This window comes from Streptomyces sp. CBMA152, assembly GCF_014596475.1.
Taxonomy (GTDB): domain Bacteria; phylum Actinomycetota; class Actinomycetes; order Streptomycetales; family Streptomycetaceae; genus Streptomyces.
In genome coordinates, this window is sequence record NZ_MECJ01000006.1 from 176,864 (window position 1) to 203,850 (window position 26,987).

The window sequence follows — 26,987 nt, forward strand, 5'->3', positions numbered from 1 at the left end:
CGGTGGCCACACCAAGCCAGCGGCCTGCCAGCAGCCCGCGAGACCTCACCCGCGCCGCCGACCGCCTGTCGTTCGTCTACCTGGAACGCTGCACAATCCACCGCGACGCCAACGCGATCACTGCCGAAGACGCAGAGGGCATCACCCACATTCCCTCGGCGACCATCGGCACCCTCCTCCTGGGCCCCGGCACCCGCATCACCCACCAGGCGATGAGCATGCTCGGGGAGACCGGTGCCGGCGTGGTCTGGGTCGGCGAGCACGGCGTGCGCTACTACGCTGGAGGACGCGCGCTCACCCGCTCGTCCGCCCTTGCCGAAGCCCAGGCCTTGCGATGGGCCAACCCTCGCAGCCGCCTGGATGTCGCCCGCGCGATGTACCGGCTACGGTTCCCTGACGAAGACCCCGCCGGCCTCACCCGCCGCGAACTCCTCGGCCGCGAAGGCCAACGCGTCAAAGACTGCTACCGGACACAAGCCGACCGCACCGGTATTCCCTGGAAGGGGCGCAGATACACCCCCGGTGACTTCACATCAGGCGACGCGGTCAATCAGGCAATCACCGCAGCAGCACAAGCCATGTACGGAGTCGCGCACGCCGTCACTGCCGCGCTCGGGGCTTCCCCCGCCCTCGGCTTCGTCCACTCCGGCCACGAGCTGTCATTCGTTCTGGACGTGGCCGACCTCTACAAGACGGAAGTCGGCATCCCCGTCGCTTTCGACTCCGCCGCAGAATCACCAGAAGACGTGGGGGCTCGGACCCGCCGTGCGTTGCGCGACCGCATCCACGAACTGGCTTTGCTGGACCGGGTCGTCGATGACATCAAAGGGCTACTCCTCACGGACACAGGCAGGGCGACCGACGGCATGACCAGCGACATGGACAACGTCACCCTTCAGAGCGATCGTGACGAACAGGTCGCCGCCGGTGTCAACTACGCCTCCCTCGCAGAGGAGTCCTGGTGACCGTCATCGTCCTCACCAACTGCCCAACAGGCCTCAGGGGGCTGCTCACTCGCTGGCTCCTGGAGATCTCAGCCGGCGTCTTCATCGGTAGCCCATCAGCCCGGATCCGCGACGCTCTGTGGGAGGAAGTCCGCACGTATGCCGACCAGGGCAGGGCACTTCTCGCTTACACCACCAACACCGAGCAAGGATTCACCTTCCGCACCCACGACCACAACTGGAACCCCATCGACCACGAAGGCCTCACTCTGATCCAACGCCCCAAAGCCCCTGCCCTGACCTCCTCGACCATCCCGACGAACGGCTGGAGCAACGCATCAAAGCGCCGCCGGTTCGGGAGACGCTAGAAGAATCCAGCTATGTTCTATATATCGCTTTCTATGAAAGTGCTGCATTCTTGGGCTTCGCTGTCACAACGTCGCAGGTCGCGGAGTCTGCTCCCCGCGCACGCGGGGATGGTCCCGCGCGAGAGCGGAGACCTGGGCGGCGGTGTAGCTGCTCCCCGCGCACGCGGGGATGGTCCTCCGGGTCGAATGCGGGCATGTTCCTCACCCCCCTGCTCCCCGCGCACGCGGGGATGGTCCCCCTCGCCTCGCTCCGCAGCAGCCGTTGCCCACCTGCTCCCCGCGCACGCGGGGATGGTCCCGACGCCAGCACCTCCGCCTTGTCGCCCCACACCTGCTCCCCGCGCACGCGGGGATGGTCCCACCAAGGCCGTCACGCGCAAGGACATCCTGGTCTGCTCCCCGCGCACGCGGGGATGGTCCCTTCCGACAGCAGATGGAAGACGCCGAACTGACCTGCTCCCCGCGCACGCGGGGATGGTCCCGCGAACACACCCAGGCCAGCAACGGCACGTCCCTGCTCCCCGCGCACGCGGGGATGGTCCCCGGCTGCAGTGGGCCGACCCCGCCCTGCACGGCTGCTCCCCGCGCACGCGGGGTTGGTCCCGCGGGAGCCGTTAGCGGCGGCCGAAAAAACAACTGCTCCCCGCGCACGCGGGGATGGTCCCACCGATCCCGGGCCCCGGGCCAGAACCCCAACCTGCTCCCCGCGCACGCGGGGATGGTCCCTCCAGCGCCCGCACATGCAAGTCCTCGGCCAACTGCTCCCCGCGCACGCGGGGTTGGTCCCGTACACCGGAACACCGAGAATCTGGCCGATGTCTGCTCCCCGCGCACGCGGGGTTGGTCCCACGATGACGATGGGCAACTCCACCTTCCGCTTCTGCTCCCCGCACACGCGGGGATGGTCCCTCGACGATGGCCAAGGCTGCGGGCAAGGGCGTCTGCTCCCCGCGCACGCGGGGATGGTCCCCTCCGATTCCGACCTTCTACCGACCCAGGTCACTGCTCCCCGCGCACGCGGGGATGGTCCGCTTCGTCTCCCCGGTTGAGACCAAGGAAGAGCCTGCTCCCCGCGCACGCGGGGATGGTCCCGAGGTCATGCGGGACAAGGTCTTGGACTTGAACTGCTCCCCGCGCACGCGGGGATGGTCCGACCTGCGGAAGCAGCGAGTTGAGGCAGCGCCCTGCTCCCCGCGCACGCGGGGATGGTCCCGCTCGTGCGGATCACGAATTCGAAGCCCTTGCCTGCTCCCCGCGCACGCGGGGATGGTCCCGGCGACGTCCTCATCTCCAAGGCCACACGAAACTGCTCCCCGCGCACGCGGGGTTGGTCCCGCGACCCAGCACCGGATCATCCGGCTGCGACTCTGCTCCCCGCGCACGCGGGGATGGTCCCCGGACACCCGCGGATGCGGGGGCCGCGTCCCCCTGCTCCCGCGCACGCGGGGTTGGTCCCGCGGGAGCCGTTAGCGGCGGCCGAAAAAACAACTGCTCCCCGCGCACGCGGGGATGGCCCTGACCCGAACTCCTGAACGGGGTTCTCCACGAACTGCTCCTCGCGCACGCGGGGATAGCCCCCCGCCTCCACCAGCTCCTCAACAGCCTCCCGCTCCCCGCGCCAGCAGCCCAACGAAGGGGCACCGATGGGACTCGCCCGGTTGCTGACGGAACTCTGGAGTCTTGGTGCGCGGCCGCGAGGCCCGCGAGACTATGTTCGAGGATGGGTTTCGATAGATCTGGGGGCGGGATGGCCAGGAAGTGGATCCGTTTCACGGATCGCATCTACTACGAAACTCTCATTGGTGAGGGCGATTGGGAGATGAGGCACGTCGCCTGCCCTGCGTGCACCATGGACCTGGGCCTCACCCTTGAAGGGGAGCCGGGCGAGAACCCCGATGTGGTCTGTCCCTGCGGAGCCAGGTTCGTCTATCCAAACCGTTGGTTGACCTGGTGGGAGGAGAACCTTGCCCGCCCTACGTTCGAACCGCAGCACGAGGTGCGGCGGGACGAACCATGAGCTGACTCACGCAACGGCAGCGCCACATATGGTGCGCCTCAATCGGCACCAACGCGGGAAACGATCGTCGACGAGGACACGTCGCCTCTGGTCGCAGAGTTTCGTCGGTGCGCCGGGGATGGCTCGTTCGGCCACGCCGGGCGGCGTCCAGCAGCTGCTCCCCGCGCACGCGGGGTTGGTCCCATGTCCCCCCGCACCATGGCCAAGACCACCGACTGCTCCCCGCGAACGCGGGGCTGGTTCGCACTATGCGCAATCTTGTGGACGTTGTCGCTGTCAGCGCCGGTCCCGGGCTCGCAGAGGTACGGCGGTGAGGAGACCGTCGTCTACGGTTGAAGTCTCGTCCGGCGTGGGTTCGTCAGCAAGCCGGGCGGCGCGGCGTTCGAGGGCGGTGACGTTGGCGGAGTTGTCGATGGTCGCAACTCCGTTGATGGTTACTTTCAGCGGCTCGGCTACGAGTGCGGCGATGCGCTCGTGCAGGACTTCGACAGCCACGGCGCGGGCGGAGTAAAGCCGTTCGTACCGGGCTGCGAGGTCGGCCACGTCAATGTCCGGGCCGAGCTGGGCTTGAAGCCAGTGCAGTACATCGTTATTCACGAGGGTTCCTGTGCGAAGCAGTAGAGGGGGCGGCGGGGAGCCGCAACGACGCCGTCGCTGCTCCCCGCCGCTCAGGTCGGCCCTAGGCGGGCTTCGCCTTCCGGGCGGACGCTGTGGCTCCCGTCTCGGCGGGATTTGGCGGATCGCCTTCCCAACAGCGGGGGTTGGTGATCTGTTCGATAAGGGCCGGGTCCATCACGGTGGTGCCAGCCAGCAGCACCACCGGGACGCGTTCGGCCGGGTCCAGGACGTGCACGGCAGTGGAGAGGACGCCGGGGGAGTGGACGGGGGTGCTCACAGGACGGTCGCGGTGATGTGGCAGTCCGGGGAGTACAGGACGGGCATGGCGGCTGCGGCGCCCTTGGTCCAGATCTGCACCGGATCATCCTGGACGTCGCGGGTGATGACGATGCCCGGCGCGTCCTCCCGCTCGATCTGGGGGTTGCTGCCCCGGGAGAGGGCCAGGGACTCGGTGGTGGTGCCGTACTGGGTCTGGCCCCACCGCGCCCGGTCCGGGGGAAGCATGATCCACCGGTCCTCGGGCAGCACCCGCTTGGACACGTCGTCCTGCCACACCTGCGCCTTGTAGAACTGCACCGGCGGCAGGCCGTACGTGCCCCGGACACTGTTGACCTGCTCCGGGTTCAGCGTCGCGGTCGGCGTCTGGCCACCGGCCGGAGTGCCGTAGTAGGCGGCCCGGTAGGCGCCGTTGGACGCCAGATGCGACCAGGCCTTGCGAGAGGTGAGCACCATCTCGGGGGCCGGGGCACCGATGGAGTCGAGATAGTCGATCCACCGCAGCTCGTCCGCGATCGGGTCTGCGGCCGGATCGGACCAGGGCTTGGGCGCCGTCGGCATGTTCGCGGCCGGCACCCCGTAGTCGACCTCGACCGTCAGCCCGTTCTCCCCGGCAAGTGTGAAACGGCCATCGAGAAGGACGTCACCGGCGGCCAGTTCCAGGCGGGAGCGGATCGCTTCCACGTGCCGCTCGACATCGTCGTAGAGCAGTTCTACAAGCCGGTCGTCATCGGCTCCGCGGGAAGCGTCCAGCAGTAGCTGCTCCATCTCGCCGACCAGGAGCTTCTGGCCGAGCGCGGGCAGGGTGCCCTCGGTCTGGATGGTTTCGGCCTGGCGCTTGGCGAACGGGACGCTCGTGTCGTAGGCCCGGTAGGACGCGGTGTTCACGCGCCGCTTGGACTGCCGTACCCGCCACTTGACGTCATTGACCTCGGCCGCGGCGAACACGCTCTGGGTCAGGAGGAAGTCGTCAGGGGTCGGGATGGCGCGGGCGTATGCCGTCAGGTCCGCGACGCTGACGTTCTTCAGGAGGTCGGCGACGCTCACGCGCTCACCGCCCCGACGAACCGGATCTGCGCACCGGTCGGGTTCGGCACGATCTTCGCCGGGTCGATGCCGCCGGGGATCTTCGCGGTGCTGACGGTGCCGTGCCAGAACAGGGCGGCCGCGACCTTGGTGGTGCCGGGTGTGAACGGTGCCTCGGCGTAGACGAGGCCGGCGAGGATGGCCCGGCCGTCTGTTGCCGCCGGATCGTACGGGCCGTACAGGCTGGAGGCAGTGATGCGGCCGACCGGAACGCCGGAGCGCACGTACCCGTGGATCTGGCCGGGGGCGGCCTCGACGTAGTGGGTGTTCTTGCTGAACTTGGTGAGGTCGAGGGTGATGGTTTCGGTGGAGTCGGTGCCGTGCCGGGAGGCGAGCCAGTCCCGGTCAGCGGTCACCGTCACCGAGGTCGTGTACGGCTGGATCAACGCCGCGTCTCCTGGTGGTGCTGGTGCGGTCGCACACTCACCGGAGCTGGTGGCGCGGTCCACGAAGCACGAAGGGGCGTGGTCCCCATCACGGCGGCGTTGTCAGAGCCGCTTGCAAACGATCAGGCGGGCGGGAGAAGGCCGCGCTTGCGAGCCATCTCCAGACCGGCAGCGCCGGGCGAACGGTTAATCGGGACTGGGCGGTAGGGAGGCACAGAAGCCGGGGAGCCAGCAGGGGCAGCCGGGGAAGCCTCGTCGGCCAGACGCGGGGTGAACAGTTCAGGGCGCCGTGCCTTCAGCTGCTCCGCGGCTTCGGTGGCCTCCGCGTCGTCGGCGTTCTCCGCGACACCCAGCAGCGCCGCCGCATCCTCCAGATCCTGCCCGCTCGCACCAAGCCCGGACAGCACCGCCCGCCGGGCCGCAGCCCGCTCGCGTGCCAGGGCCTGTGCCTCACGCTGCACTGCCGTCTTCTCCCGCTGGGCTAGCTCCTGCTCGCGGCGCTGCAGGTCGCTCAGCTGTTCCTGTTCGGCCTGGCGCTGGGCGGTGAGGTAGCCGGTCAAGTCGGCGGTACTGGAGAAGCCGAGCTTGTCGACGAGCTGGCGAACGGCTGCTCGTCCGCCCTGGTCCTTCTCCCGGGCCAGAAGCGTGTTGAGCTGCCTCTGACTGATCGTGACCTGGACCTCGTCGTTGGAGGAGTCCTCTGCGGACGCACCGAGCACGGGGTGGATCGGGCGGCCGTCACGGCGGTAGCCCAGCACCAGTTCCGGCGCGGGCAGAGAGCGGGTCATCAAGACGTACGACTCCTCGATGGCCCCGCGCCGTGATCGAGTCTACGGAACCCAACGACACGGCTCCCGTCTCATCGTCAAAGGAGCGTGAGCTCCCCTCCCTCAGACAACAGACGTGCTCAGTGTCAGCCGCCTTTGAGACAAGGCCGAGACTCCCTGCCGGATCTGCGGGCATGACGACGGCGAGCCGGTGTTGAACGAGTACGGCGTCCCGCAGTGCATCATCTGCCCGTGCTGCTCCAACGAGTCCGGTATCGGGGATGACAACGTGTCCCAGGTCCGAGAACTGCGCGGCTATTGGGTTGTCACCGGAGCCCCATGGGATGAGTCGAAGCTGCGGCCAGCCAACTGGAATCTGCTGGAACAGCTGTCGAACATCCCGCCGCAGTGGCGCTGATCCAGACGTCCGGTCATCGCCTCACGTCGTGAGTCGCCGGTAAAGCGGAGCCCCGCCCGATCCGCGTTGGAGGAGGCTCTGAGCAACGGAGCGAAGCTGGCCCGGCACGAGTTTGGCGGGATCGACAAGCTCCTGCGCGGCAAGTAGAGGCGCTTCCGGCCAGTCAGCCCTCGACCGGCGCGGCCGGTCGAGGGCACACCGAGGGCCGCCTTCGCGAATGTGCCGGAACGTTCACTGGGATCTGGCCGATGCCCCCGGTCGCGGCTCCGGACGCATCTGCGGCATCGGGGCCAGGGGGCCACCTCCCTCTGACGACTGTGCGTGCAGGCCAGGGCAGCGCGAAGCGAGCACTGCAGTTGGCGAGCCCCGCCACGTACGGCGCTCAGTCACACCTGGGTGGATGGTTACTTCGTCATGGTCGAGGAGGACCTCCTGCATCGGCCAGCCGATCAGCAGTGCGAGGCGCTGAAACGGACGAAGTAACCTGATGCTCTGACACCGGGGCGGACTGCCGGTCGGCGATGCGGGCAGCCTCCTGGCGCGCGTCCTCGATGGGATATCCCGCGTCCTGAAGCATCCGGATGCCAGTCTCCAGCGAGAACACCCCGGCCCCTACGCCCTTGACCACTTCGTCGAGAATCGCCTGCCGGTCAGTGGGCATGTGCGGGCCGAACACCAGCTGGGCCGCCAGCGTCGGACCCACAGGCCAGTTTGGCGCGCGACCGGCCTGGTGAAGGCGCTGCACCATCTTCAACAAGAGCACGTACTTGTGGGCGCGGGCCAGGCGCATCGAGTCAACCAGGGAGTCCAGCGGACCGAGGCTGATCTGGAAGGCGTAGCCGCTGGGCACATCGGACGGATCGACCGTGCCCAGGCTGACGGCCGGCAGCCTGGCGTTGACCGCGGCCCGCTCCCGGATCTCCTCTACCCGGGCCCGCAGCTCCGCCAACTGGCCCGAGGTGTCAAGGACGTCCATCCGCCCGCCGTCAGCGAGTTGGAAGAGCGTGCCTGGCTGTACCGCCAGCGGCTTCGGCCGACCCGTTGCCCGGTCCACTTCCGCCCGGGCACCGGCGAGAGCGATGATCGGAGCCCCGGCGGTGGCCGAAGCGCGCGCTGAGTCGGTGTCCGTCTCCGCGAGCTCGTCGAGAGCCTGCATCACCTTCGCCAGGAACGACTGCCCGAAGTGCTCCCCGTCGGCCACGGTGTTGCTGACATGCACCACCGGGATGAAGTCGATCGCCAGGTCCAGCCGGTTCAGGGCCTGCCCGTCCGCCCGGGTCCGAAAGGTGGCCTTGTCAGAGGGAAGCTCGTCGAGTGTCTGACCGTGACGGAGATCATCGAGCGACCACTCGGCGTCGGAGAGGTAGCAGGTGACGGCCGAGGGCTGTTCGGGCGCCCACGGATAGCGGCGCATCGCCGCAGGATGGTCGGGGCCTTCCTGGATCGGCCCGAGCTCGAACGTGATCCGCCGTACCCGGGCCTTGATGCCGCGCCGGGAATCTTCAGGGATCTCCCACGCCAGATGGACACGGGTCGGAAAGTCGCCGGGGTCAGCGTCGTCGTCCAACACGGGGAAGTAGAAGCCGGGGTCGTACGTCCGCAGCCTCACCCGGCCCTTGGACGGATCCCACGCCAGCAGATACACCGCATCACCCAGCAGAACAGCCTTACGTTCCGCAGCCTGCATCCGCAGCGGCAGCAACTCCGCCTGCGCCCAGTCCCGCAGCCGCTCTTGCGCCTGGGCTGCTGCCCTGGCGACTGGCGAGGCGTTCTCGTTGCCCGCATGTTCGGCGCCGGGCACGGTGATCTGCTGGGTCTTGCCGAGGAGATGCGCCAGCGCGGTATCCACGAGCATGGCCGGATCGCCGAACTCTCGCCGCTCGGCAGCGGCTTCGTTCCCGGTGAGCGCGGCGAGCTCCCCGGCTTGGTTGGAGTCGTACGCGGCCAGCAGCTTGTACGCGGCCAAGCGACGGATCGCATCATCGGGTAGCCAACTGGCCTGTACTTCGGGGGCCAGGGCCCGGTGCGGGCGGCCATCGAGTGTGGAGGCCATGGCGGGCTTGTAGTTCAGCCACGACCAGGCATCGGTGAGGAAATGGCGCAGGCCCACGGGGAGCAGTTCCCATCGTCAGCCCCGCGCCCCGTACATCAGCGTAGTGCTGCGGCCCTCTGGCTCAGTCTGCGCCTTAGCGCCTTCCGGAAACGGCAGTTAGGGAAATCTTGCGAATGGGATACGCGGCGATTGTCAGGCACATAAAATCGATCCGCATACCTCGCACCCTTCCCTAGTGCTGTCCGGAATGCTGAATTCCGGACAGTGCTAGGGAGGAGGTGAGAAGAATGTCCGGAAGGCATGCGTATGCATCAGAAAGGGGAGCGCGAGGAGCCAGCCGCTTAGGGCAGTTGATCCCTCTATTGGGAGGGGTCGCCAGTCTGCTTCGACTAGTACTCGAAGTACTGACTGACCTGCGCAAGTAGCAGCTGGCGCCTCACAAGGGCGGTGGGTCAGGTCGAGACTGAAGCATCTTTTTCCTGGCCTGCCGCCTCCAACTGACATTCACTAATGTACCCGGGGGTGGAGCACAGTGCATACCGTTTCCCGAATAAGCAACAAACGGGGGCCCTTGCTGCAGGTCGGGGGCATCCGCTTTTCCAGGCTAGTTCAGTAGCCACCGCATCACGTGATGCGGTGGTTCGGAGGTCCGCACGGGCCCCAGCACACCTCAACGTTGAGGTGTGAACCCCTCGTTGCGGATGCCTCCGAACCCACGCGTAACTGCTCCGGAGGGGGAGTACCGGTTCAGCGCCGCCCTGTCAGGCGGGCGTCGTTGTACGCGCTGGCTCCTGCGGATGCCTGCTGCGGGTCGGCAAGCTGCGTCAGTGCGTGCACGGCCGCATCCATCCGGTCTGGGCTGTCCATGCCGGCGACCCATGTCACCATCTGCTGTTCCAGGGCAGGCCATTCCCCGACATGGTGCACGCGGCCCTGGTCGTAGAGCTGGGCGATGGGTTCCGCCCGCAGTCTCTTGCCGTGCTTCGCGGTGACAGAGAGGACCGCGGGCATCAGCATTCCGTCGGTATGGTCCTCGTCCTGGAGCTGGGTCCATGCCTGGTGGAGGATCTGGCGGGACATGTCGCCGCCGTAGTTCGACTCAACGACGATCGCGTCAGCACGCAGCTCGATGGCCAGGAGGCAGGTCTCTCGACCCCAGGATTCGGCGCCGCGGTTGCCAGAGCGGTCGTCGAGAACGTAGAGGTGCCCGTCACGGTCGCGGGCGGCAGCGACGATCCCGGTCTCGTCGCCCACCGTGGACTCTCCGCCCGCCGGGTCGACGGCAACCACGATGCGGGCCAGGTCCACTCCGCGGAAGCGGGCTGCGCTGATGCGGTTGTTGGCGATCCACGACCATTGCCAGACGCCGCCTTCTTGGGGGCGGGGCTGCTGCTGGTAGAGGCTCCACCAGACGCGCTCGCCCACCGAGCGGCGGATCTCGGCCAGGGCGTTGGTGTCGTACCGGTGAGGCCACAGCGGCGTGCCGACTTCGCGGCCCAAGGCGTCGTCGTCGGCAAGGGCGAGCGCGGGGAGGTCGATGACGGTCCAGCGGTCACGCTCGTCGGCGAGGATCCGACCGGCGAGGTCGTCCTCGTCCCAGCGGGTCTGGATGAGGATGACCGAACCGCCCGGCTCGATGCGCGTGAGGAGGACGGCCTGCCACCATTCCCACAGGCGCTTGCGCATGGTCGGCGAGGACGCTTCCTGAGCGTCCTTGATCGGGTCGTCGACCACGGCCAGGTGGGCGCCTTTGCCGGTGAGGCCGCCGCCGACACCGGCCATCACCGCGCCGCCCTCGGTGCCGGCCAGGTCGAAGCGGTTCGCCGCGCTGGAGCCCGCGCGGAGGCTCATGCCGAGCTGCGGGCCGTAGGCCTGGATGGCGTCCCTGATCCACCGGCCGTGGTCGTCGGCCAGGTCGGAGGAGTAGGACGCGATCATCACCCGGTGTTCTGGGCGGCGCCGCAGGTACCAGAGCGGCCCCCACCGTGCGGCGCGGCGGCTCTTGCCGTGCCGGGGCGGCATCGTCAGCAAGAGCCGTGTCGGCTGCCCGGAGGCGACCCGCTCGAAGGCCGCGTCGATCTTCGCGAGATGCGCGGCCTGCATCTCCCGGCCGTCAGTGAGGACGGCGGCCATGGCGCCGGGGGAGCGGTCCAACGCCATCTCCCGCTCGATGGCGTGGAGCTGAGCACGCAGGCCCGGGCTGGATGCTGCGGCTATCTCCCGGCGCCGGGAAGCGGGAAGCTCCCGGTACAGCTGAAGGACCGCAGCCTCGTCAGCCCTCCTCATCCCTGCCGACCGGGCTGCCCGCCAGAGCGATCAGCCGCTCCAGCTCCTCCAGTCCGGCTGTCTCGACCTGCACTGCCGCGCCGTTGGGCCCAGACAGTTCGGTCCGTACCGGTCGGTCGAGCCCGAGGAGGCGGCTACTGCGCTCAATGATGCGGACCGCACGGTCAACGGCCTGGTAGTCACCGGAGCGGATGGCCGCGCGGTAGACCGTGAAGAACAGTCGCTCCAGTCGCTCGACCATGAGCTGGCGCAGTTCGTCCGCGCTGGTGTCGAGAGTGGTGGTGCGTTCGTTGAGGGCCTTGGAGACGTCCTTGCAGGCGAGCTCGATCAGCCGCTTGTCCGTGGGGGGTTCCAGGCCCCGCCGGTACAGGTCGATGCCGTAGCCCTGCGGGTAGGCGACGCCGTCCGAGTTGATCGCGGGATCGGCGGCCAGCTTGCGGCCGATGGTCAGCCAGTCAACTCCCGCCAGCTTCAGATCGATCGCGTCGGCCCGGCGTTGGGTGATGGCGGCCCGCGCGGCCCGGTCGGGGCGGCCCATGAACGACTCCCTGGGCCCCGCGCCCTTCTCTTCATGATCCTGTAGCGGAAGTAGCGTGGGCTTCTAGCGTCGTGGAGTGCGGTGTCCGCGGACGCTCGCGCAGTTGGTCCCGTACGTGGGCGATTACGAGACGACGTGTGCAATTTGTGGCCGTAGGCAATCGGACAGATCTGGGCCCCAGGGAACCTCGGACTCCCTGCATCAGCTTCACAGGAAAGTCACAGGTCTCCTATGAGGGTGGGGGAGCTGCGCTCTGTGGTGCGGTCGAGAGACGTGTGGTGGTTTCGGACAGACAGCCCGAACCAAGTAATCAAACACCTGTGTCATTCCGTTGGGGTGTGCATACGGTTGGCGGCATGCACGGAGGGTCCTGACCCGTCCCGCCGTGCGAGTACATGCACCAGCGACCGGGGGAACAGCTGTCGCCCATGGGGGGTGAGGTGTGCCCTGGGTCGCTTCGACCTCGGGATGAAAGGCATGTCTCTTGCGTTCCAGATCTCCAAATCCTTTCTTACCAAGGCCGGGACAGTCGGGGTTGGCTGCCCGGATCATTCTTCTGCTGACGGCCGTCGCCATGGTGGTCGGCCTCGCTGTTCGGCCTGACCTTGCGGGGTCTTCGGGCCGGGGCGGTATGAGCCTGGTCGGGGATTCCTACGACGGCTACGACACCAAGGCCTCTGAACAGCTGCGTGGGGATCAGTGTGTGGCTGCTGATGCCCTGCGCAGGGGCGGGGCCAGCCTGTTCGCCCTGGCGCAGGATGCCATCGGGCTGCCGCCCGATCAGCTTCACCAGAAGGTCTATCGGGACCTTCTCAACGACAAGACCCCTCTGCATCAGGCTCGCAATGCGGACAGCGACAGCACCGACCAGTGGCTGAAGAAGGTCAGCGACCAGGAGCAGGTGTGGTCCGGCGCCACCAGCGGTCTGGATTTCCCTCACCCGCCGCGAGGGGACGGCAAGGTCTTCGATCAGGTCGGGCTGCTTCCGTGGCTGTATCAGTCGTACGGGGCCGGGGACGACGTGGTCAATCCGTTCTACGATCCGTCACCCACCGCCGACGACAAGACGAAGGCAGCCGCGCTCGCGATCGGCGACGCGCTGTACACCACGGCAGGCACGCCCCAGGAGCAGCAGGCGTGGGCGCTGTGGAAGAAGAACTCGGGGAAGGTCGAAGAGAACCAGTGGTTCGTTCCCCGGGTGTTCACCGATGACGCCCGGATCTTCCTGTCCTCGGGCGGCTTCCCCACTACAGCCCCGGCTCCGGACAGTCCCGAGTTCCGTATCGCGGTCGAGGACTTGAAGGCCCGCTTCGCCACGTGTGCCTGGCACGACCCGATCGACCCGAACCGAGCTCTCGGTAAGGAGGTGGCGCAGGCATCCGCTGAGTGGCAGCAGGAGATCGCCTCGCAGGCCGCGCAGCGTCAGCAGATCCTCGGTGCGAGCTCCACCGCGGCGAAGGCGTTGCAGGATGGCACGTTCGCCCTGGGCAAGCTGGTGGGCCAGTCGTGGGTCGCGGACTACTCCACTCGCTGGCTGGACTACTCCACCGAGGGCGGCGTCGGCTGGATCGGCGACGCCCCCAATGTGATCAAGGTGGTGACTGCTGCCGGCAAGTGCCTGGACGTCGAGGGGGGAAGCAAGGACAACGGCGCCTCCGTACAGATCTGGAACTGCAACAACGGCGCAGCGCAAGACTGGCGACTGGAGCCGGACGGCAGCGGCCTGCATCTGCGGAACCCCAGCTCGGGCAAGTGCCTGGACGTCGACCACGCCAACAGCGCCGACGGCACGAAGATCCAGATCTGGAACTGCAACCAGGCTCCGGCCCAGACGTGGGAAGCCGACGTCCGTGCCACCACGAGTCTGAGGAACACGGGAACGGGCAAGTGCCTGGACCTGCGCACGTTCACCAACGGCCAGGACGCGTTCCTCTACCCGTGCAACGGCACGGACGGGCAGAAGTTCAAGGTCTCCCCCAAGGGCCACACCGGCCCGGCCCCGACCAAGGCCAACGTCGACAAGGCCAAGGCGAACATCACGGGTGCGCAGGTGGAGGCGAAGAAGCAACTCGACGTCCTCCGTGCTCAGTTGGAGACAGCGAAGAAGGCCGCTGCCACCTCCACCACGGCGCAGCAGGCCGCCTACACCATCGCGGACCAGAACGGGGCCCCTCGGGGACGCGGTCTGATCGTCGGGCAGCAGAAGGACCAGGTCACCCAGGGCGCTGTTGCCGCGTTGGAGGCGATGGTCAAGGCCGGGGAAACTGCCGAGGCCGCCACCCGTGCCTCGGCGGCCGACAGCGACACCATCACCCAGCGGGCCCTCGCGCAGGCAGCGCAAGTGCGGGCCGAGTTCCGTAAGAAGGCTGCTGAGACAGCGGAGTTGCAGGCCCAGGCCGCCCGTGATGCGGCCAAGATGCATCGCGACAACGCCAAGACGGACGCGGAGAGTGCGAAGGCGAAGCTGGCCGACGCGGTCAAGGCCGAGGGCGAGGCGAAGGCCGCCGCAGCGCAGGCACACGCCAAGCGGCTCGCGGCGGAGGCGCAGGAGCAGACGGCCAAGGCGGAGAAGGAAACGGCCGCAGCGAAGCAGGCCGAAGCCAACCAGCACAAGCAGAACGCCCAGGCAGAAGCCGGGAAGGCGAAGGACGCCAAGGACAAGGCCGAAGCCGCCGAGCAGACCGCCAAGAGCAACCGTGACGACGCGGTCAAGGCCCGCGACAAGGCCCAAGCACTGCGGGACGACGTCTACAACGCCGAGCAGAAAGCGGACGCCGCCCGCGCCAAGGCCGACTCCAAGGAAGCGTACGCGCAGTCGTTGGACGCCGGGGATGCTGCGGACGCCGCCCGTAAGGCAGCCAATGAGGCCGCTGCCGCTGCGGACGATGCCAAAGCGGCAGCCAAACGGGCCCGTACCGAGGCCGACGCCGCCACCCAGGCAGCGGCGGATGCAGATGCTGCGGCCACGAGGGCGGAGGCTGCGGCCAAGCGGGCCCGTTCCGACGCGGATGCCGCGCAGGCCGCGAAGCTGAAGGCCGACGCCGCGGTCAGGACGGCCACCAGTGCCGCCGCGGACGCCATTCAGGCATCCAAGGACGCGGCAGCCGAAGCCACCGCCGCGGTCAAGCAGGCCGACCTGGCGACCGCGCAGGCGAAGACCGCCAAGTCCAACGCCGACGCCGCCGGCAAGGAGGCTCTCACCGCTCTCGCCGCCGCGGCGAAGGCCGCCGGCTACGCCCATGTCACCGCGCAGGCCGCCGCTGATGCCACGGCCGCCGCACGACAGGTCGCCAAGCCGGCCAACGACGCCGTCCAACTCGGCAGCCCCTACGCGGACACCGACAGCACAGCCTCTCTGGTGGTGCTGACGGGGCAGGCGTCGAAGACGGTCGCCGAGCAGCAGCAGGCCGTCGCCCAGGCCCACGCCGACAACGCCAAAACGGAAGCCGAAGCGGCCAAGGACATCGCCAACCAGGCCCAGGGCGATACGAAGGAGGCGTACCTCCACGCCGCCAACGCGGCCGGCTACGCGGCAGAAGCCCGGGGCTACGCGAAGGAAGCCCTCGGCTATTCGACACAAGCCGCCGGATACGCAGCTGAGGCTGCCAAGTCCCTGGCCCGCACGGTCGAATACGACCGGCAGGCCACCGAGGACGCGGCAGCCGCCGACAAGGCAGCCGGCCGGGCCGAAGGTTATGCGAAGGAAGCCCGCGAGTCCGCCGACCAGGCCGCCCTCGACGCGGCAGCGGCACGTGACGCTGCAGACCAGGCCGCGCAGGCGGCCAAGGACGCACAGGCCGCAGCCGACCGCGCCAACACCGCTGCCACAGAGGCGGAACAGGCGGCCAAGGACGCCGCCAAGGCAGCCAAGGACGCCCAGGACGCGGCCCAACGGGCGGAGACGAAGGAGAAGAACACCCAGATCTCGACCGGGGCCGGCAGCATCGGCGGCGTCTTTTTCAAGACCAAGCTCGAGCCCGTCGGCGAACCGGAAAACGTCAAGAAGGACAACTGCAACGTCATCATCCACACCGGTGACTGCATCATCACCGCGACGATCACCTCCAAGGTGTTCGTCGACCTCTTCCTGTGCACCAACCCCGACATCCCCGACGCACAGTCCGGATGCCTGGCCTCCGACACCCTGTTCCTCGCCAGCCAGGAGCTGAAGCCGCAGACCCAAGAGGTCACCTACACGATCACGCAGCAGGAGTTCAACCACGCCATCGGCAAGGGGCTGATCAAGGCCCTCACCGAGGACTTCACCGGGTGCTGGGACAAAATCACCGGTGGCGGCGGAAGCTTGGGCAACTGCGGCTGGGCCGCCTTCGACATCACGTCCCTCGTCTTCGGCAACGTCGCCATCAAGGCCATCGCGGATGGCGTCAAAGCCGTCGACGCTGCAGCGAGAACGGGCATCGGCTTCATCGACGCCTGGAGGGGCCTACGTACCGTCGGGCTCACTGAGGAGGCTATCGCCGGAATCGGAGCCAAGCTGCTCCGCACGCTCGGCGACACATGCGGCAGGCCGGTGGCCCGGACGGCTTTGACCACCGTGCACGCCGCCGCGGCGGCAAAGGGCTGCTGGGTCGTGAAGGGAGGGCCCGGCGTATGGGCCATCACCACGGAGGGGGGAAAGAGCGCGAGGGCCGTTGCCTACGAATTCCAGATAACAGGGGTTCCTGAAGGGTTCGGCTACAAGATACTGAATACGTCGAACCGTGCAGGGGAGCTGAAGTTTGACGGATTCAACGGCGTCGAACTGCTGGAGGCGAAGGGCCCCGGCTATTCGCAGATCATGAAGTTCAGGCCGGATATCGTGAAGACGGATTTCGTGGCGCAAGCGGAAAAGCAGGTTGCGGCGGCTCCCAATACATCGATTACATGGCACATCGCCGAGTCCGATGTGTTCGACGAAGCCGAGAAGGTTTTTGCGGCGAACGAAAAGCTCGCAAGAATTAAGGTCGTGTACACGCCGCCCGCTCCCTAGGCCATGGGGCCACACGGACACAGTTCTCTAGGACTGCCGCCCAGTGCAAGCCTAGGTGGCAGGAGAAGGGCAGGATGCAGACTGTCCGTACGGACGTCTGCCTTTGCCAGCCACAGCTGAGATAGCGTCAAGGGGGCGGCGCGAGCCGGAGAGGTGAGCCCTTCCCTCATCGCGCCGCCCCTGACGCTCAGCATGCCGGCGACGAGTGTCTGCCCATCAGCGGCGATTCCCGCAGCGCCACAGATGGGCACTGCGAGCGAGAGAGCTTGCAACTCCTGGCCTCCGCAAGGCGGCATACCTCCAGACCACGTGGAACGCGCCGATAGGGGTTCATCACTCCTCGGGGCGCGTATAGGATCACCCCGACTCGTCACCTACCGCGGAGATTCAAGTGAGTTACGACATCTTTGTGTTTCGGTTTGTTAATTCCGAGCAGGTTCACCTGGAAAGAGACGTTATTCATGAAATTCTCGATGCGCACGTGACAGAACGTGACCCCGAGCGTCACTTTCTCCAGTTGAAGACGGGAGAGGGCGGGGGGGTGGCGGATATCTACCTCAGCTCCGAAAGTAGCATCATGATCAGCAATTTTGGGGGGGATGGGATTATGGATATCATTTCTGAGATAATGCAGCGCCTAGAGGCCGTTCTGGTTCTCCCAGGAGGAACGGTGGTCCTGAGCCGTGAAGCGGACCGTCAGCATCTGCCGGAGGATTTCAAGGATTGGTCCGTCGTTGTGGCATCCACCGGCCAGGAAATCACGCAGGCGATCCGGGCATCATAGATGTATCCGGTTGGCGAAATGCGCGTCGGCTCTTCGGGCAGCTGATACCGGGAGGGAGAAAATCCGTAACCCATATTCTGATAGGCGGTGAAGTGAGTCGCGCTGTGGGAATCCACAAGTTCGTCAACGGCGAACCGGTCCCGCCGGACCTGAACATGGTCTTCGAGGTCCTGGCACCCTACGATGCTGCTCCAGAACGGGCGACTGGCAACCCCAGGAACTTCTGGATCCGGGCCGCCGATGGCAGCGAGGCCGAAGTGTTCGTTGACGATGCCGTCATCACCGTCGAGCGCCCACAGGGTGGCGACGTCTTCCGCATTGTCGCCGAGCTTGCGGACCGGCTCGGTGCAGCGGCACGTGTTGGTGATGATGTTGAACCAACTGTCGCAGCTCGTGCACCAGATGGAGCCGGGGGTGGGGGGCGTGGACTGTCGCGTGCGGGGCATGGGGTCTTCCTGTCAGAGGCGGTCGGCGAGCTGGGCGCGCGGCCGGCTTGGGGCGAGCGTGGCGACGATCAGGTGAAGGTCTCCAGCTCGTAGTGGCGGGCATACACGTCCTGGAGCGCAGGTCTGGCGAGCTCAGCACGTTCCTCCGACGCGAGGCCGACGGAACGGCTCGCCAGCGATATCGCGTCCCGGGCCAGCGTCGCCGCCTCCAGATAGCGCGCGTACGCCGTACGTAACTCACCCCGCTCCTGCTCGCCTAAGTTCCGTCTCCACCGAGTCCGCTCGGCCAGCAGCGTGCTGCCCATGCCGATCAGCGCGCCCATGGCCGTCGCCACCACCGTCGCCCACTCCATGGCCGGAGGATAGGCAATGCCTCCCCGCGAAGACAGTCGTCGTGACGACGACCGTCCTCACCGTTTTCCAGGCGCGCCGCCACCCCCACCCCATCGGCCCATCCCCCCGCGCCCCCACCCCACCCCGCACGTTCCAATGAACAAGTGACCGCCGGACAGCTCACCGCGCCGCTGCCACCCCACCACGCCGCGGCGCCCCACGACTGCCTCGCGCGCAACGACTGGATCTGCGGGGAGTACCTCTCCTCCCGCAGCCAGATCCTTTGGGACGCCGTCGTCCAGCACCTCCAGATCACCGTCGTATCCGTCGTGATCGGGCTCGCCGTGGCCCTCCCGCTCGCCATCGTCGCGCGGCGATGGCGGTGGGCTGCCGGGCCCGTGCTCGGGGTTACCACCGTCCTCTACACCATTCCCTCCCTCGCGATGTTCTCGCTGCTCCTTCCGGTGTACGGGCTGTCGGCGACCCTCGTCGTGGCCGGGCTCGTTCTGTACTCGCTGACCCTCCTCGTACGGAACATCCTCGCGGGGCTGCGGGCCGTGCCCGAGGACACGCGGCAGGCCGCGCGGGGCATGGGGTACGGGCCCGTACGGCTGCTCCTCGCCGTGGAGCTGCCGCTCGCGCTGCCCGCCGCCATGGCGGGGCTGCGGATCGCGACCGTTTCCGCCGTCTCACTCGTCACCGTCGGCGCCATCGTCGGATACGGCGGACTCGGCAACCTCATCTACTCCGGTATGAACACGTACTTCAAGGCGCAGGTCCTTACCGCCTCCGTCCTCTGCGTGGTCATCGCCATCGCCGCCGACCTCGTACTCCTCCTCGCCCAGCGGCTGCTCACGCCATGGACCCGGGCGGTACGGGCATGACCCCGCGCCCCAGGCATGAATCCGCGCTCCGAAACACCGGTGCTGCGGGCATCACCCCGCGCCCCGACACCCCGCCGGTGCAGCCATGACCACGCTCTCCGACGCCTGGTCCTGGCTCACCGGATCCGCCCACTGGCACGGCGAGAACGGCATCTGGCACCGGCTCGGCGAGCACCTCTGGCTCACCGCCCTCTGCCTCGTCCTCAGCTGTCTCATCGCGCTGCCGGTCGCGCTCGTCCTCGGACACCTCGGCAAAGGTGGCGCCCTCGCCGTCAACCTCTCCAACATCGGCCGGGCCGTGCCCACCTTCGCCGTACTCGTCCTGTTGCTCCTCACCCCGCTCGGGCGACACGGCGAGGCGCCGACGATCGTCGCCCTGATCCTCTTCGCCGTACCGCCGCTGCTGACCAACGCGTACGTCGGCATGCGCGAAGTCGACCGTGACGTGGTCCGGGCCGCGAAAGGCATGGGGATGACCGGTAGTCAGCTGCTGTGGCGAGTTGAACTGCCGCTCGCGCTGCCCCTCGTCCTCACCGGTGTACGGATCGCCGCCGTCCAGCTCGTCGCCACCGCCACCCTCGCCGCGCTCGCCGGGGGCGGTGGACTCGGCCGGATCATCACCGCCGGGTTCAACCTCGCCTCCACCCCGCAGGTCGTCGCGGGCGCGATCCTGGTCGCCGTGTTCGCCCTCGTCGTGGAGGCCATCTTCGAGGTCGTCCAGCGCCTCGGGCCCCGCTGGGCGAGGGCCGGCGGTGCCGGATGAGGCTCCACCGCGCACTCCTCGCCCGGCCACGGCGAGCCCCTCGCCCCTACCACGTACTCCTCGCCGCCACCCTCCTCACGGGAAGCGCCTGCACCACCGGCCCCACCCTCGAAAACCAGGGCGCCGTCACCGCCCCACCCGGCGACAGCAAGCACCTCACCATCGGCACCGCCGGGTTCACGGAAAGCGATCTGCTGGCCCAGATGTACGCCCTGCTCCTCGGCCGGGCCGGTTACAGCACCAAGATCCTCTCCGTCACCAACCGTGAGCTGTACGAACCCGCCCTCGAATCCGGGCAGATCGACGTCGTACCCGAATACGCCGCCACCCTCGCCGACTGGCTCAACGCCAAGGCGCACGGCCCCGACGCACCACCCGTCGGCTCGCCCGACCTCGCGAAGACGATGACCGCGCTGCGCCGACTCGCCACCCCGCGCGGCCTCACCGTCCTCGACCCGGGCAAAGCCGTCGACCAGAATGCCTTCGCCGTCACCGCCGACTACGCCCGGCAGCACAAGCTCAAGACGCTCAGCGATCTGGGCGCGGCGAAACTCCCCGTACGACTCGCGGCAGGCGACGAATGCGTTCAACGGCCTTACTGCGAACCAGGGTTGAAGAAGACGTACGGCATCGACATCACCGCCGTCGACCCCAAAGGCGTCGGCACCACCCAGTCCAAGCAAGCCGTCCAGAACGGGCAGGACCAGATGGTCCTCACCACGACCACCGACGCCACCCTCGACAACTTCGGACTCGTCCTCCTCGCGGACGACAAACATCTCCAGAACGCCGACTACATCGTCCCCGTCGTCAACCGCTCCCGAGCGGGCAGCAAGGGCGTGACCAACGCACTCGGTGCCCTCAACACCGTATTGACCACCGCCGACTTGGCCAGCCTCAACCAGCAGGTCGACAGCTGGCGGCGGCTGCCGCAGGACGTGGCCAAGACCTACTTGGAGTCGAAAGGCCTGCTGCGGCCACGGCCCTGAATCCGGTCCCGCAGGCGATCCCGATGGCGGCGGTGAAGACGGTGTTGCACCTGGCCCAGGGCGCGGTCGGGCGGGGGCTCGTCCGGCAGGTCGTCCAGGCCCTGCTGTACGCGCGCGTGGACGTGCATGTCATGCCAGCCGTCCGCGTGCAGCTGGGCGCTGCGCCGAGTGCTCTCGGTGGGGAAACCGGACTTCATGGCGACCCGGCAGGCGGCCTCGTTCGCCATCGGGTGCGCGATCTCGATCCGGTGCAGCCCGACCGTATCCAGCGCCCAGTAGGCCAGCGCGGACACGCCCGCCGGAGCCACGCCCTGGCCGCGCGCCGAGGGCAGGACCCAGTACCGGCACTCGGCGCGGCCCACCGCCAGCTCCAGATGGCACAGCGCCACCCACCCGATCACCGCACCATCGGACGCCCGGGCCATCGCCCAGTGCGCGTCCGTCTCCGCCCGCCAGCCCTGGCGCCAGCGCGCGATCCACTCCCTCGTCTCGATCTCGCAGTCCGCCCGCCGACGCGTCCAGTGCTGGATCGACGGATCCTGGTACGCCTCGTAAACGAACGGCGCGTCGTCGAGTTCCCAAGGGCGCAGGAACAGACCGGCGGAGACCGGGAGCGAGGGCTGCTCGGACCGGCCGAGGCGGCCCGCCGGAACAACGGCAGGGACCAGCTGGGGCATACGCACATCATGTCAGCCGAGCGCCCTCGGAGGGGCGCGCTCCGGTCGGTCCGCACGCAATCCGGCAGGAATCCTCGCCTTCCCCCGGCACGTACCCCCGCCCCGTCATTCACCACCGTACAAGCCCAGTTGACCCGACAATGGGGCAGTCGAAGATCGCGAGAGGGGTAAGTGGACATGGATCACAAGGAGCTACGGGACCGGTTCGCCGCGCTGACCAGCGCGCACGTCGCGGACGCCTGCCTGCGCGCCGGCGTCCCCGTGCGGTGCGCGCCGTCCGAAGTCCAGGCCGTGGTGGACGGCGGACGCGTGGCCGGACGCGTCGCACCCGCCCGGCACGTCGGCAGTGTCGACATCTTCCTGGAGGCGTACGAGGAGGCCGCGCCCGGCGACGTACTGATCGTCGACAACGGCGGCCGCCGCGACGAGGCGTGCGTCGGCGACCTCGCCGTACTGGAGGCCAAGGGCGCGGGGCTCATGGGCGTGGTCATCTGGGGACTGCACCGCGACACCGCCGACATCCGGGCCATCGGCCTGCCCGTCTTCAGCATGGGCTCCACACCGACCGGCCCGCAGCGCCTGGACGGCCGCCCCGAGGACGCGGTGGAATCCGCCGTGGTGGGGCAGTGGACCGTGAGCCGCGCGGACGTGGTCCTCGGCGACGACGACGGCGTCCTGTTCGTCCCCGCCGACCGCGTCGACGAACTCCTCCCCCTCGCCGAGACCATCCGCGACACCGAACACCGCCAGGCCGAACGCATCCGCGCGGGCAACTCCCTGCGCGGCCAGGTCCAGTTCGAACGCTACCTCGCCGAACGCCGCCGGAACCCGTCCTTCACCTTCCGCGAGCACCTGCGGGCCGTGGGCGGCGCGATCGAGGAATAGCCCCGGCCGCCTCGTTTTAAGTCGTACGTGCCGTACGTTTCCGGCGACGGCGATCGTGATACGACCATGGTCATACGTACGACGGTCTACGTACCCGGGAACGAAAGGGTGTCCACGATGCTGATCGGTGCGCACGAGCCGCTGGCCGTCGAGGTGGCGACCGTGATCCGAGCCGGGGACGTCCCGCGGCTCAAGGCGCTGCTCGCCGCGCACCCCGGTCTCGCCGGGGCACGCCTTGGCGACGAGCTGAAGAACCGCACCCTGCTGCACGTGGCCACGGACTGGCCGGGCCACTTCCCCAACGGCCCGGCGGTCGTGACCGCGCTCGTCGAGGCGGGCGCGGACGTGGGCGCGCGGTTCACCGGGCCGCACTCCGAGACCCCGCTGCACTGGGCGGCCAGCTGCGACGACGTCGCCGTTCTGGACACGCTGCTCGACCTGGGCGCGGACATCGAGGTCGACGGGTCGGTCATCGCGGGCGGCACGGCGATCGCGGACGCGGTCGCGTTCGGCCAGTGGCACGCCGCCCGCCGCCTGCTCGAACGCGGTGCCCGCACCACGTTGTGGCAGGCAGCCGGGCTCGGCGAACTCGACCGTGTGATCGCCTACTTCACCCCGCCCGCCACTCCACCGCCCGCGATCGAGGTCACCGAGGCGCTGTGGTGCGCCTGCCACGGCGGCGACCGGCCGACGGCCGCGTACCTCCTGGAGCGGGGCGGCGACATCAACTGGGTCGGCTACGACGAACTCACCCCGCTCGACACCGCCGCCCGCGCCGGGCATGTCGAGTTGGTGGCGTGGCTGCGGGGGAGAGGCGCGAAGTCGGCGCAGGACCGGGCGTGAGGCGCCCCAACCTCCGTATGAACCCGTGCCATTGAGGACATAGCCGTACGCATCGGGACGGGCCGACGGCGCGGATCACGTGGGGTCACGCATCGGTAACTAGGTATTCACCGCAAGGGTCTACCCGCATAGATGGCTGAGATGTTGTCATGCCTCTATCACTCCGTTGGGCCTACCCAGTCCTGCGGAGACCGCCTCGATCAACGGGAGCCCCCACATGCCTCGTCTGCGTAAACTTGCCGTCGCCGCATCCTCTTTGATGCTCGCTACCGGCGGCCTGATCGTCTCCACCGGCAGCGCCCACGCCGCCGTCACCTGCTCGCAGAGCTTCCTGCCGCTGCCCGACGCCTCCTGTCAGCCCGGCGCCCTCAACCCGGACGTCACACAGGACACGATCCAGGACACGATCTGCGTCGGCGGCTACAGCACCTCCATCCGTCCGCCCACGAGCTACACCAACGCGCTCAAGGTGCAGCAGATCGCCCAGTACGGGTACAGCGACACCAGCACCGCCGACTATGAGGAGGACCACCTCATACCGCTCTCGCTCGGCGGCAACCCGCGCAGCCCGCAGAACCTGTGGCCGGAGCCGCGCTACCAGGCGGGCGGCAGCACCTCGACCGACAAGGACACCGTCGAGTACAAGCTGTACCGCGCGGTCTGTGCCGGAACGATTCAGCTCGCCCCGGCGCAGCAGGCCATCGCCAGCGACTGGACCACCGCGCTGGCCAAGGTTGGCCTGTAGTCGACACCTCGTACCCAACGCTCCCGCCGTGCGCAGGCTTCGGCGTCCACGGCGGGAGCGCCGCGCAACTCGCCTTCACCCACTCCGAATTGCGGACACCCGCTCCGGAACGGCAAATTCCCCACCATGTTTCCGTCAGGCCCTGTCCGGGGTGTCGCGAGCACGCCAAGATCTCCCTCGCGTCGGGCCACCCCTGTGCCCGGCGCGGGGAGGAGAGCGCATGATGCCCGCACGGCGTCGACGACGGCTCATGACCTGCACCGTCGTGGCCGCCGCGTTCGGACTGGTCAGCAGCCAGTCGTTCGCGGCGTCCGGTGACACCAGACCCAGGCCCTGGAACGCACGTCACCAGGCCGACATCGGCCGCAAACACGCCAAGGCAGTACTCGCCGGACACGGCAAGTCCGCTCTCGCCGCCCAGGGCGGGGACGGCGGCTCCGACGAGGCCGAGAACTCCGCCGAAGGCACCGCCCAGTACACCGAGGCCCGCACCGCCCCCGGCGTGGTGGCGCCCGGCGCGTACGGCGCCGCCTGGGCACAGCTCCAGTCCATGCCGCACACACGCGGCGACTGGGACCATGTGACCAAGAAGGCATACAACTCGGACGACCCCCGCTACCGCGACATCAACTCCAACTCCAGCGGCGGCTCCGGCGACGTGACCGGCCGCATCACCGGCATCGCCGCCGACGACCAGGGGTATGTGTACGCGGGCGGCGCCAACGGCGGGGTGTTCCGCTCGAAGACCGGCGGCGGGCACTGGCAGCCCATCGCCGACAAACTGCCCTCCCTGTCGACCGGAACCCTGGCCCTCGACAGCTCCAAGCGGCTCTGGTACGCCACCGGCGAGTCCAACACCGGGGCGACGTCGTTCGTGGGCACGGGAGTCTACGTACTCGCCGACCCGCAGCACGGGCAGTTCCAGCCCGGCGGCCGCGTCGGCGGGGCCGAGCTGGAGAGCACCGTCATCCACGCGCTGCGCTTCGCCGGGACCACGGTGTGGGCGGCGACCAGCCGAGGCGTGTGGTCGCACTCGACAACCACCCTCTCGGGACCGTGGAAGCTGGAGTTCGCACCCAACCCCGACTATCTGCCCGGCGGTTCCAAGGCCGCCGACCCGTCCGCCCCGTACAAGAACATCGCCAATGACATCGCGGTCGACCCGAAGGACCCGAACAAGGTCCTGCTCGCCGTCGGCTGGCGCGGTGGCGACACGTACAACGGGCTCTACGGCAAGCAGAGCGACGGCAGTTGGAAACCGGTCAGCGGGCTCGGCGACCTGCCGACCAGCAGCGCCGACGTCGGCAACATGACGTTCGGTGCGGCGGCCGACGGCTCGCGCCTTTACGCCATCGACGAGTCCCCGGCCCAGATGGCGTCCAACCCGGACAGCGGTCTCAAGGGCGTGTACGTCTCCAAGAACGGCTCGCCGTTCGGGCCGTGGACGCAGATCGCCGACTACAACAAGCTCAAGAACTCCGGCTCCGCGCTCCAGGGCGCGGGATACATGCCCGGCATCCAGTCCTGGTACAACCAGTTCCTCCAGGTCGATCCGACCAATGCCGACCATGTTTACCTCGGTCTTGAGGAAGTCTTCGAGACGAAGAACGGCGGGACGAGCTGGATCACCCCCGGCCCGTACTGGAACTTCGCGTTCCCCTGCTGGAGCATCGACCCCACCAAGCAGACTGGCGACTGCTCCCCGACCACCCACTCCGACCAGCACGCCGTCGCGATCGGCTCGTACCAGGGCAAGAGCTGGGCGTACGTCGGCAACGACGGCGGCATCTACCGGCGTCCGCTCAACGGAGCGGTCGACTCCGGCGGTCACGCCAAGGACTGGCAGTCGCTCAACGACGGCACCATCGACACCCTTCAGTACTACTCGGTCGGGATCGGCAAGGACCTCGACCACGGTGGTGTCTCGATCACCGGCGGGCTCCAGGACAACGGCCAGTCGATCCTGCGCGCCCACGACAAGGTGATGGGCTCCAACTTCGGTGGCGACGGCGGCGACACCATCGCCGACCCCGCCAACGGCTGCGACATCGCCGAGGAGTACGTCTACCTCGACATGTGGGTCACCCAGGACTGCGGCGCCAACAACGGTGCCTGGGCCACCGACCCGACCAAGGCCACCGAGTACGAAGTCGCCCCGCCCGACAAGGACCTGGGCGGCGCGGGTGCCCGCTTCATCGCGCCGATCGCCGCGGACGCCAAGGACGGCAACACCTGGGTGGCGGGCGGCCGTCACGTCTGGGTGCAGTCCAAGGGCTACGCGATCCGCTCCGGCGCGGAGTGGAAGAACGCCTTCGACCTCGGTGAAGGCCATGTGGCCACCGCCGTCGCCTCCTCGGGCGGCACGGTGTACGCGGGCTGGTGCGGCCCCTGCAACAACCAGGGCTTCAGCCGGGGCATCGCCGTCGGCAAAGCGGACGGCACCGGCTGGCACCAGCTGAACCTGCCGGTCGACGCCACGATCCCGAACCGCTACATCTCCGGCTTCGAGGTCGACCCGGCCAACGCCCAGCACGTGTACGTCGCGGTCAACGGCTTCTCGCGCAAGTGGACCGAGGGCCCCGGCGCGGGCTACGGCCACATCTTCGAGTCCCGTGACGGCGGCGCCAGTTGGACGGACATCTCGGCCAACCTGCCCGATGTCCCCGCCAACACGGTCAAGCTCCTGCCGAACGGCGGCCTCGCCCTCGGCACCGACCTCGCCGTCTTCTACCGGCCCGCCGGCGCCAGCCAGTGGCAGGTCCTGGGCTCGACCCTGCCCACCACCGCCGTCCTCCAGCTGAAACTCGGCCCGGACGGCGACCTGTACGCGGCCACCCATGGACGCGGCATGTGGTCCTTCGACCCGCGACGGCTGAAGCACTGACGGACTG

General features: G+C 68.3%; 23 protein-coding genes and 1 CRISPR repeat array. Of the genes, 13 read left to right on the forward strand and 10 right to left on the reverse strand.

Features of this window, described 5'->3' with window-relative positions; genetic code table 11:
• Positions 1-2 precede the first annotated feature (2 nt).
• Both cas1e and cas2e read left to right on the forward strand, forming a co-directional pair.
• Positions 3-965, forward strand: a complete 963-nt coding sequence (gene cas1e / locus BG418_RS06460) for a type I-E CRISPR-associated endonuclease Cas1e (protein ID WP_188272731.1) — start codon at positions 3-5, stop codon at positions 963-965.
• A complete protein-coding gene (cas2e, locus tag BG418_RS06465) occupies positions 962-1,312 on the forward strand; it encodes a type I-E CRISPR-associated endoribonuclease Cas2e (protein ID WP_188272732.1) in 351 nt (116 codons plus the stop codon). The genes cas1e and cas2e overlap by 4 nt, the downstream gene beginning before the upstream one ends.
• A gap of 87 nt (positions 1,313-1,399) precedes the next feature.
• Positions 1,400-2,890: a CRISPR direct-repeat array (repeat unit 29 nt; unit sequence CTGCTCCCCGCGCACGCGGGGATGGTCCC).
• Positions 2,891-3,605: 715 nt separating this feature from the next.
• Here cas2e and BG418_RS06470 read toward each other — a convergent pair.
• The 5 genes from BG418_RS06470 to BG418_RS06490 all read right to left on the reverse strand — a co-directional run bounded on the left by BG418_RS06470 (position 3,606) and on the right by BG418_RS06490 (position 6,483).
• On the reverse strand, positions 3,606-3,926 hold the full coding sequence (locus tag BG418_RS06470; RefSeq protein ID WP_188272733.1) for a hypothetical protein: 321 nt from the start codon (positions 3,924-3,926) through the stop codon (positions 3,606-3,608).
• 82 nt (positions 3,927-4,008) lie between these two features.
• Complete coding sequence (locus BG418_RS06475) at positions 4,009-4,224, reverse strand: hypothetical protein (RefSeq protein ID WP_188272734.1); 216 nt, start codon at positions 4,222-4,224, stop codon at positions 4,009-4,011.
• Entirely contained in the window at positions 4,221-5,270 is a 1,050-nt protein-coding gene (locus tag BG418_RS06480; protein WP_188272735.1) for a major capsid protein, read from the reverse strand. The genes BG418_RS06475 and BG418_RS06480 overlap by 4 nt, the downstream gene beginning before the upstream one ends.
• Complete coding sequence (locus BG418_RS06485; RefSeq protein WP_223184439.1) at positions 5,267-5,695, reverse strand: head decoration protein; 429 nt, start codon at positions 5,693-5,695, stop codon at positions 5,267-5,269. Before BG418_RS06485 ends, BG418_RS06480 begins: the two co-directional genes overlap by 4 nt.
• A gap of 122 nt (positions 5,696-5,817) precedes the next feature.
• Complete coding sequence (locus tag BG418_RS06490) at positions 5,818-6,483, reverse strand: hypothetical protein (RefSeq protein ID WP_188272736.1); 666 nt, start codon at positions 6,481-6,483, stop codon at positions 5,818-5,820.
• Between the two features lie 268 nt (positions 6,484-6,751).
• Between BG418_RS06490 and BG418_RS40780 the strand changes: the two genes are divergently transcribed.
• Positions 6,752-6,880, forward strand: coding sequence for a hypothetical protein (locus BG418_RS40780; RefSeq protein ID WP_317453533.1), 129 nt, complete (start codon positions 6,752-6,754; stop codon positions 6,878-6,880).
• Between the two features lie 412 nt (positions 6,881-7,292).
• Here BG418_RS40780 and BG418_RS06500 read toward each other — a convergent pair whose 3' ends face one another.
• The 3 genes from BG418_RS06500 to BG418_RS06510 all read right to left on the reverse strand — a co-directional run bounded on the left by BG418_RS06500 (position 7,293) and on the right by BG418_RS06510 (position 11,757).
• Positions 7,293-8,990 (reverse strand): hypothetical protein, encoded by a 1,698-nt coding sequence (locus tag BG418_RS06500; protein ID WP_188272737.1) that lies wholly within the window; start codon positions 8,988-8,990, stop codon positions 7,293-7,295.
• A 690-nt stretch (positions 8,991-9,680) separates the two neighbouring features.
• Complete coding sequence (locus BG418_RS06505; protein WP_188272738.1) at positions 9,681-11,219, reverse strand: terminase large subunit domain-containing protein; 1,539 nt, start codon at positions 11,217-11,219, stop codon at positions 9,681-9,683.
• Positions 11,206-11,757, reverse strand: coding sequence for a hypothetical protein (locus tag BG418_RS06510; RefSeq protein ID WP_188272739.1), 552 nt, complete (start codon positions 11,755-11,757; stop codon positions 11,206-11,208). Before BG418_RS06510 ends, BG418_RS06505 begins: the two co-directional genes overlap by 14 nt.
• 535 nt (positions 11,758-12,292) lie before the next feature.
• On the opposite strand from BG418_RS06510, the gene BG418_RS06515 reads away from it, so the two are divergent.
• From BG418_RS06515 to BG418_RS06525, 3 genes are all read left to right on the forward strand, one after another.
• The gene (locus BG418_RS06515; RefSeq protein WP_188272740.1) at positions 12,293-16,747 is read left to right on the forward strand and encodes an RICIN domain-containing protein; all 4,455 of its coding nucleotides are present in this window, start codon (positions 12,293-12,295) and stop codon (positions 16,745-16,747) included.
• A gap of 391 nt (positions 16,748-17,138) precedes the next feature.
• The gene (locus BG418_RS06520; protein WP_188272741.1) at positions 17,139-17,531 is read left to right on the forward strand and encodes a hypothetical protein; all 393 of its coding nucleotides are present in this window, start codon (positions 17,139-17,141) and stop codon (positions 17,529-17,531) included.
• Positions 17,532-17,635: 104 nt separating this feature from the next.
• On the forward strand, positions 17,636-18,070 hold the full coding sequence (locus BG418_RS06525) for a hypothetical protein (protein WP_188272742.1): 435 nt from the start codon (positions 17,636-17,638) through the stop codon (positions 18,068-18,070).
• On the opposite strand, the gene BG418_RS06530 is transcribed toward BG418_RS06525, so the two are convergent.
• Positions 18,046-18,330 carry a hypothetical protein gene (locus BG418_RS06530; protein WP_188272743.1) on the reverse strand — a complete coding sequence of 95 codons (285 nt, stop codon included), beginning with the start codon at positions 18,328-18,330 and terminating at the stop codon, positions 18,046-18,048. The genes BG418_RS06525 and BG418_RS06530 overlap by 25 nt on opposite strands.
• 144 nt (positions 18,331-18,474) lie before the next feature.
• Between BG418_RS06530 and BG418_RS06535 the strand changes: the two genes are divergently transcribed.
• From BG418_RS06535 to BG418_RS06545, 3 genes are all read left to right on the forward strand, one after another.
• Entirely contained in the window at positions 18,475-19,194 is a 720-nt protein-coding gene (locus BG418_RS06535; RefSeq protein ID WP_317453534.1) for an ABC transporter permease, read from the forward strand.
• A gap of 85 nt (positions 19,195-19,279) precedes the next feature.
• Positions 19,280-19,957 (forward strand): ABC transporter permease, encoded by a 678-nt coding sequence (locus BG418_RS06540; protein ID WP_188272744.1) that lies wholly within the window; start codon positions 19,280-19,282, stop codon positions 19,955-19,957.
• The gene (locus tag BG418_RS06545) at positions 19,954-20,946 is read left to right on the forward strand and encodes an ABC transporter substrate-binding protein (RefSeq protein ID WP_188272745.1); all 993 of its coding nucleotides are present in this window, start codon (positions 19,954-19,956) and stop codon (positions 20,944-20,946) included. Before BG418_RS06540 ends, BG418_RS06545 begins: the two co-directional genes overlap by 4 nt.
• Here the strand turns inward: BG418_RS06545 and BG418_RS06550 are convergent.
• Positions 20,907-21,623: a GNAT family N-acetyltransferase gene (locus BG418_RS06550; protein WP_188272746.1), complete on the reverse strand. Its 717-nt coding sequence runs from the start codon at positions 21,621-21,623 to the stop codon at positions 20,907-20,909. The genes BG418_RS06545 and BG418_RS06550 overlap by 40 nt on opposite strands.
• 177 nt (positions 21,624-21,800) lie before the next feature.
• Between BG418_RS06550 and BG418_RS06555 the strand changes: the two genes are divergently transcribed.
• The 4 genes from BG418_RS06555 (at position 21,801) to BG418_RS06570 (ending at position 26,980) form a co-directional block, all read left to right on the forward strand.
• Positions 21,801-22,508 carry an RraA family protein gene (locus BG418_RS06555; RefSeq protein ID WP_188272747.1) on the forward strand — a complete coding sequence of 236 codons (708 nt, stop codon included), beginning with the start codon at positions 21,801-21,803 and terminating at the stop codon, positions 22,506-22,508.
• A 117-nt stretch (positions 22,509-22,625) separates the two neighbouring features.
• Positions 22,626-23,351: an ankyrin repeat domain-containing protein gene (locus BG418_RS06560; RefSeq protein ID WP_188272813.1), complete on the forward strand. Its 726-nt coding sequence runs from the start codon at positions 22,626-22,628 to the stop codon at positions 23,349-23,351.
• A gap of 217 nt (positions 23,352-23,568) precedes the next feature.
• The gene (locus tag BG418_RS06565; protein WP_188272748.1) at positions 23,569-24,096 is read left to right on the forward strand and encodes a hypothetical protein; all 528 of its coding nucleotides are present in this window, start codon (positions 23,569-23,571) and stop codon (positions 24,094-24,096) included.
• Positions 24,097-24,316: 220 nt separating this feature from the next.
• Positions 24,317-26,980, forward strand: coding sequence for a glycosyl hydrolase (locus BG418_RS06570; protein WP_188272749.1), 2,664 nt, complete (start codon positions 24,317-24,319; stop codon positions 26,978-26,980).
• Positions 26,981-26,987: the final 7 nt, after the last annotated feature.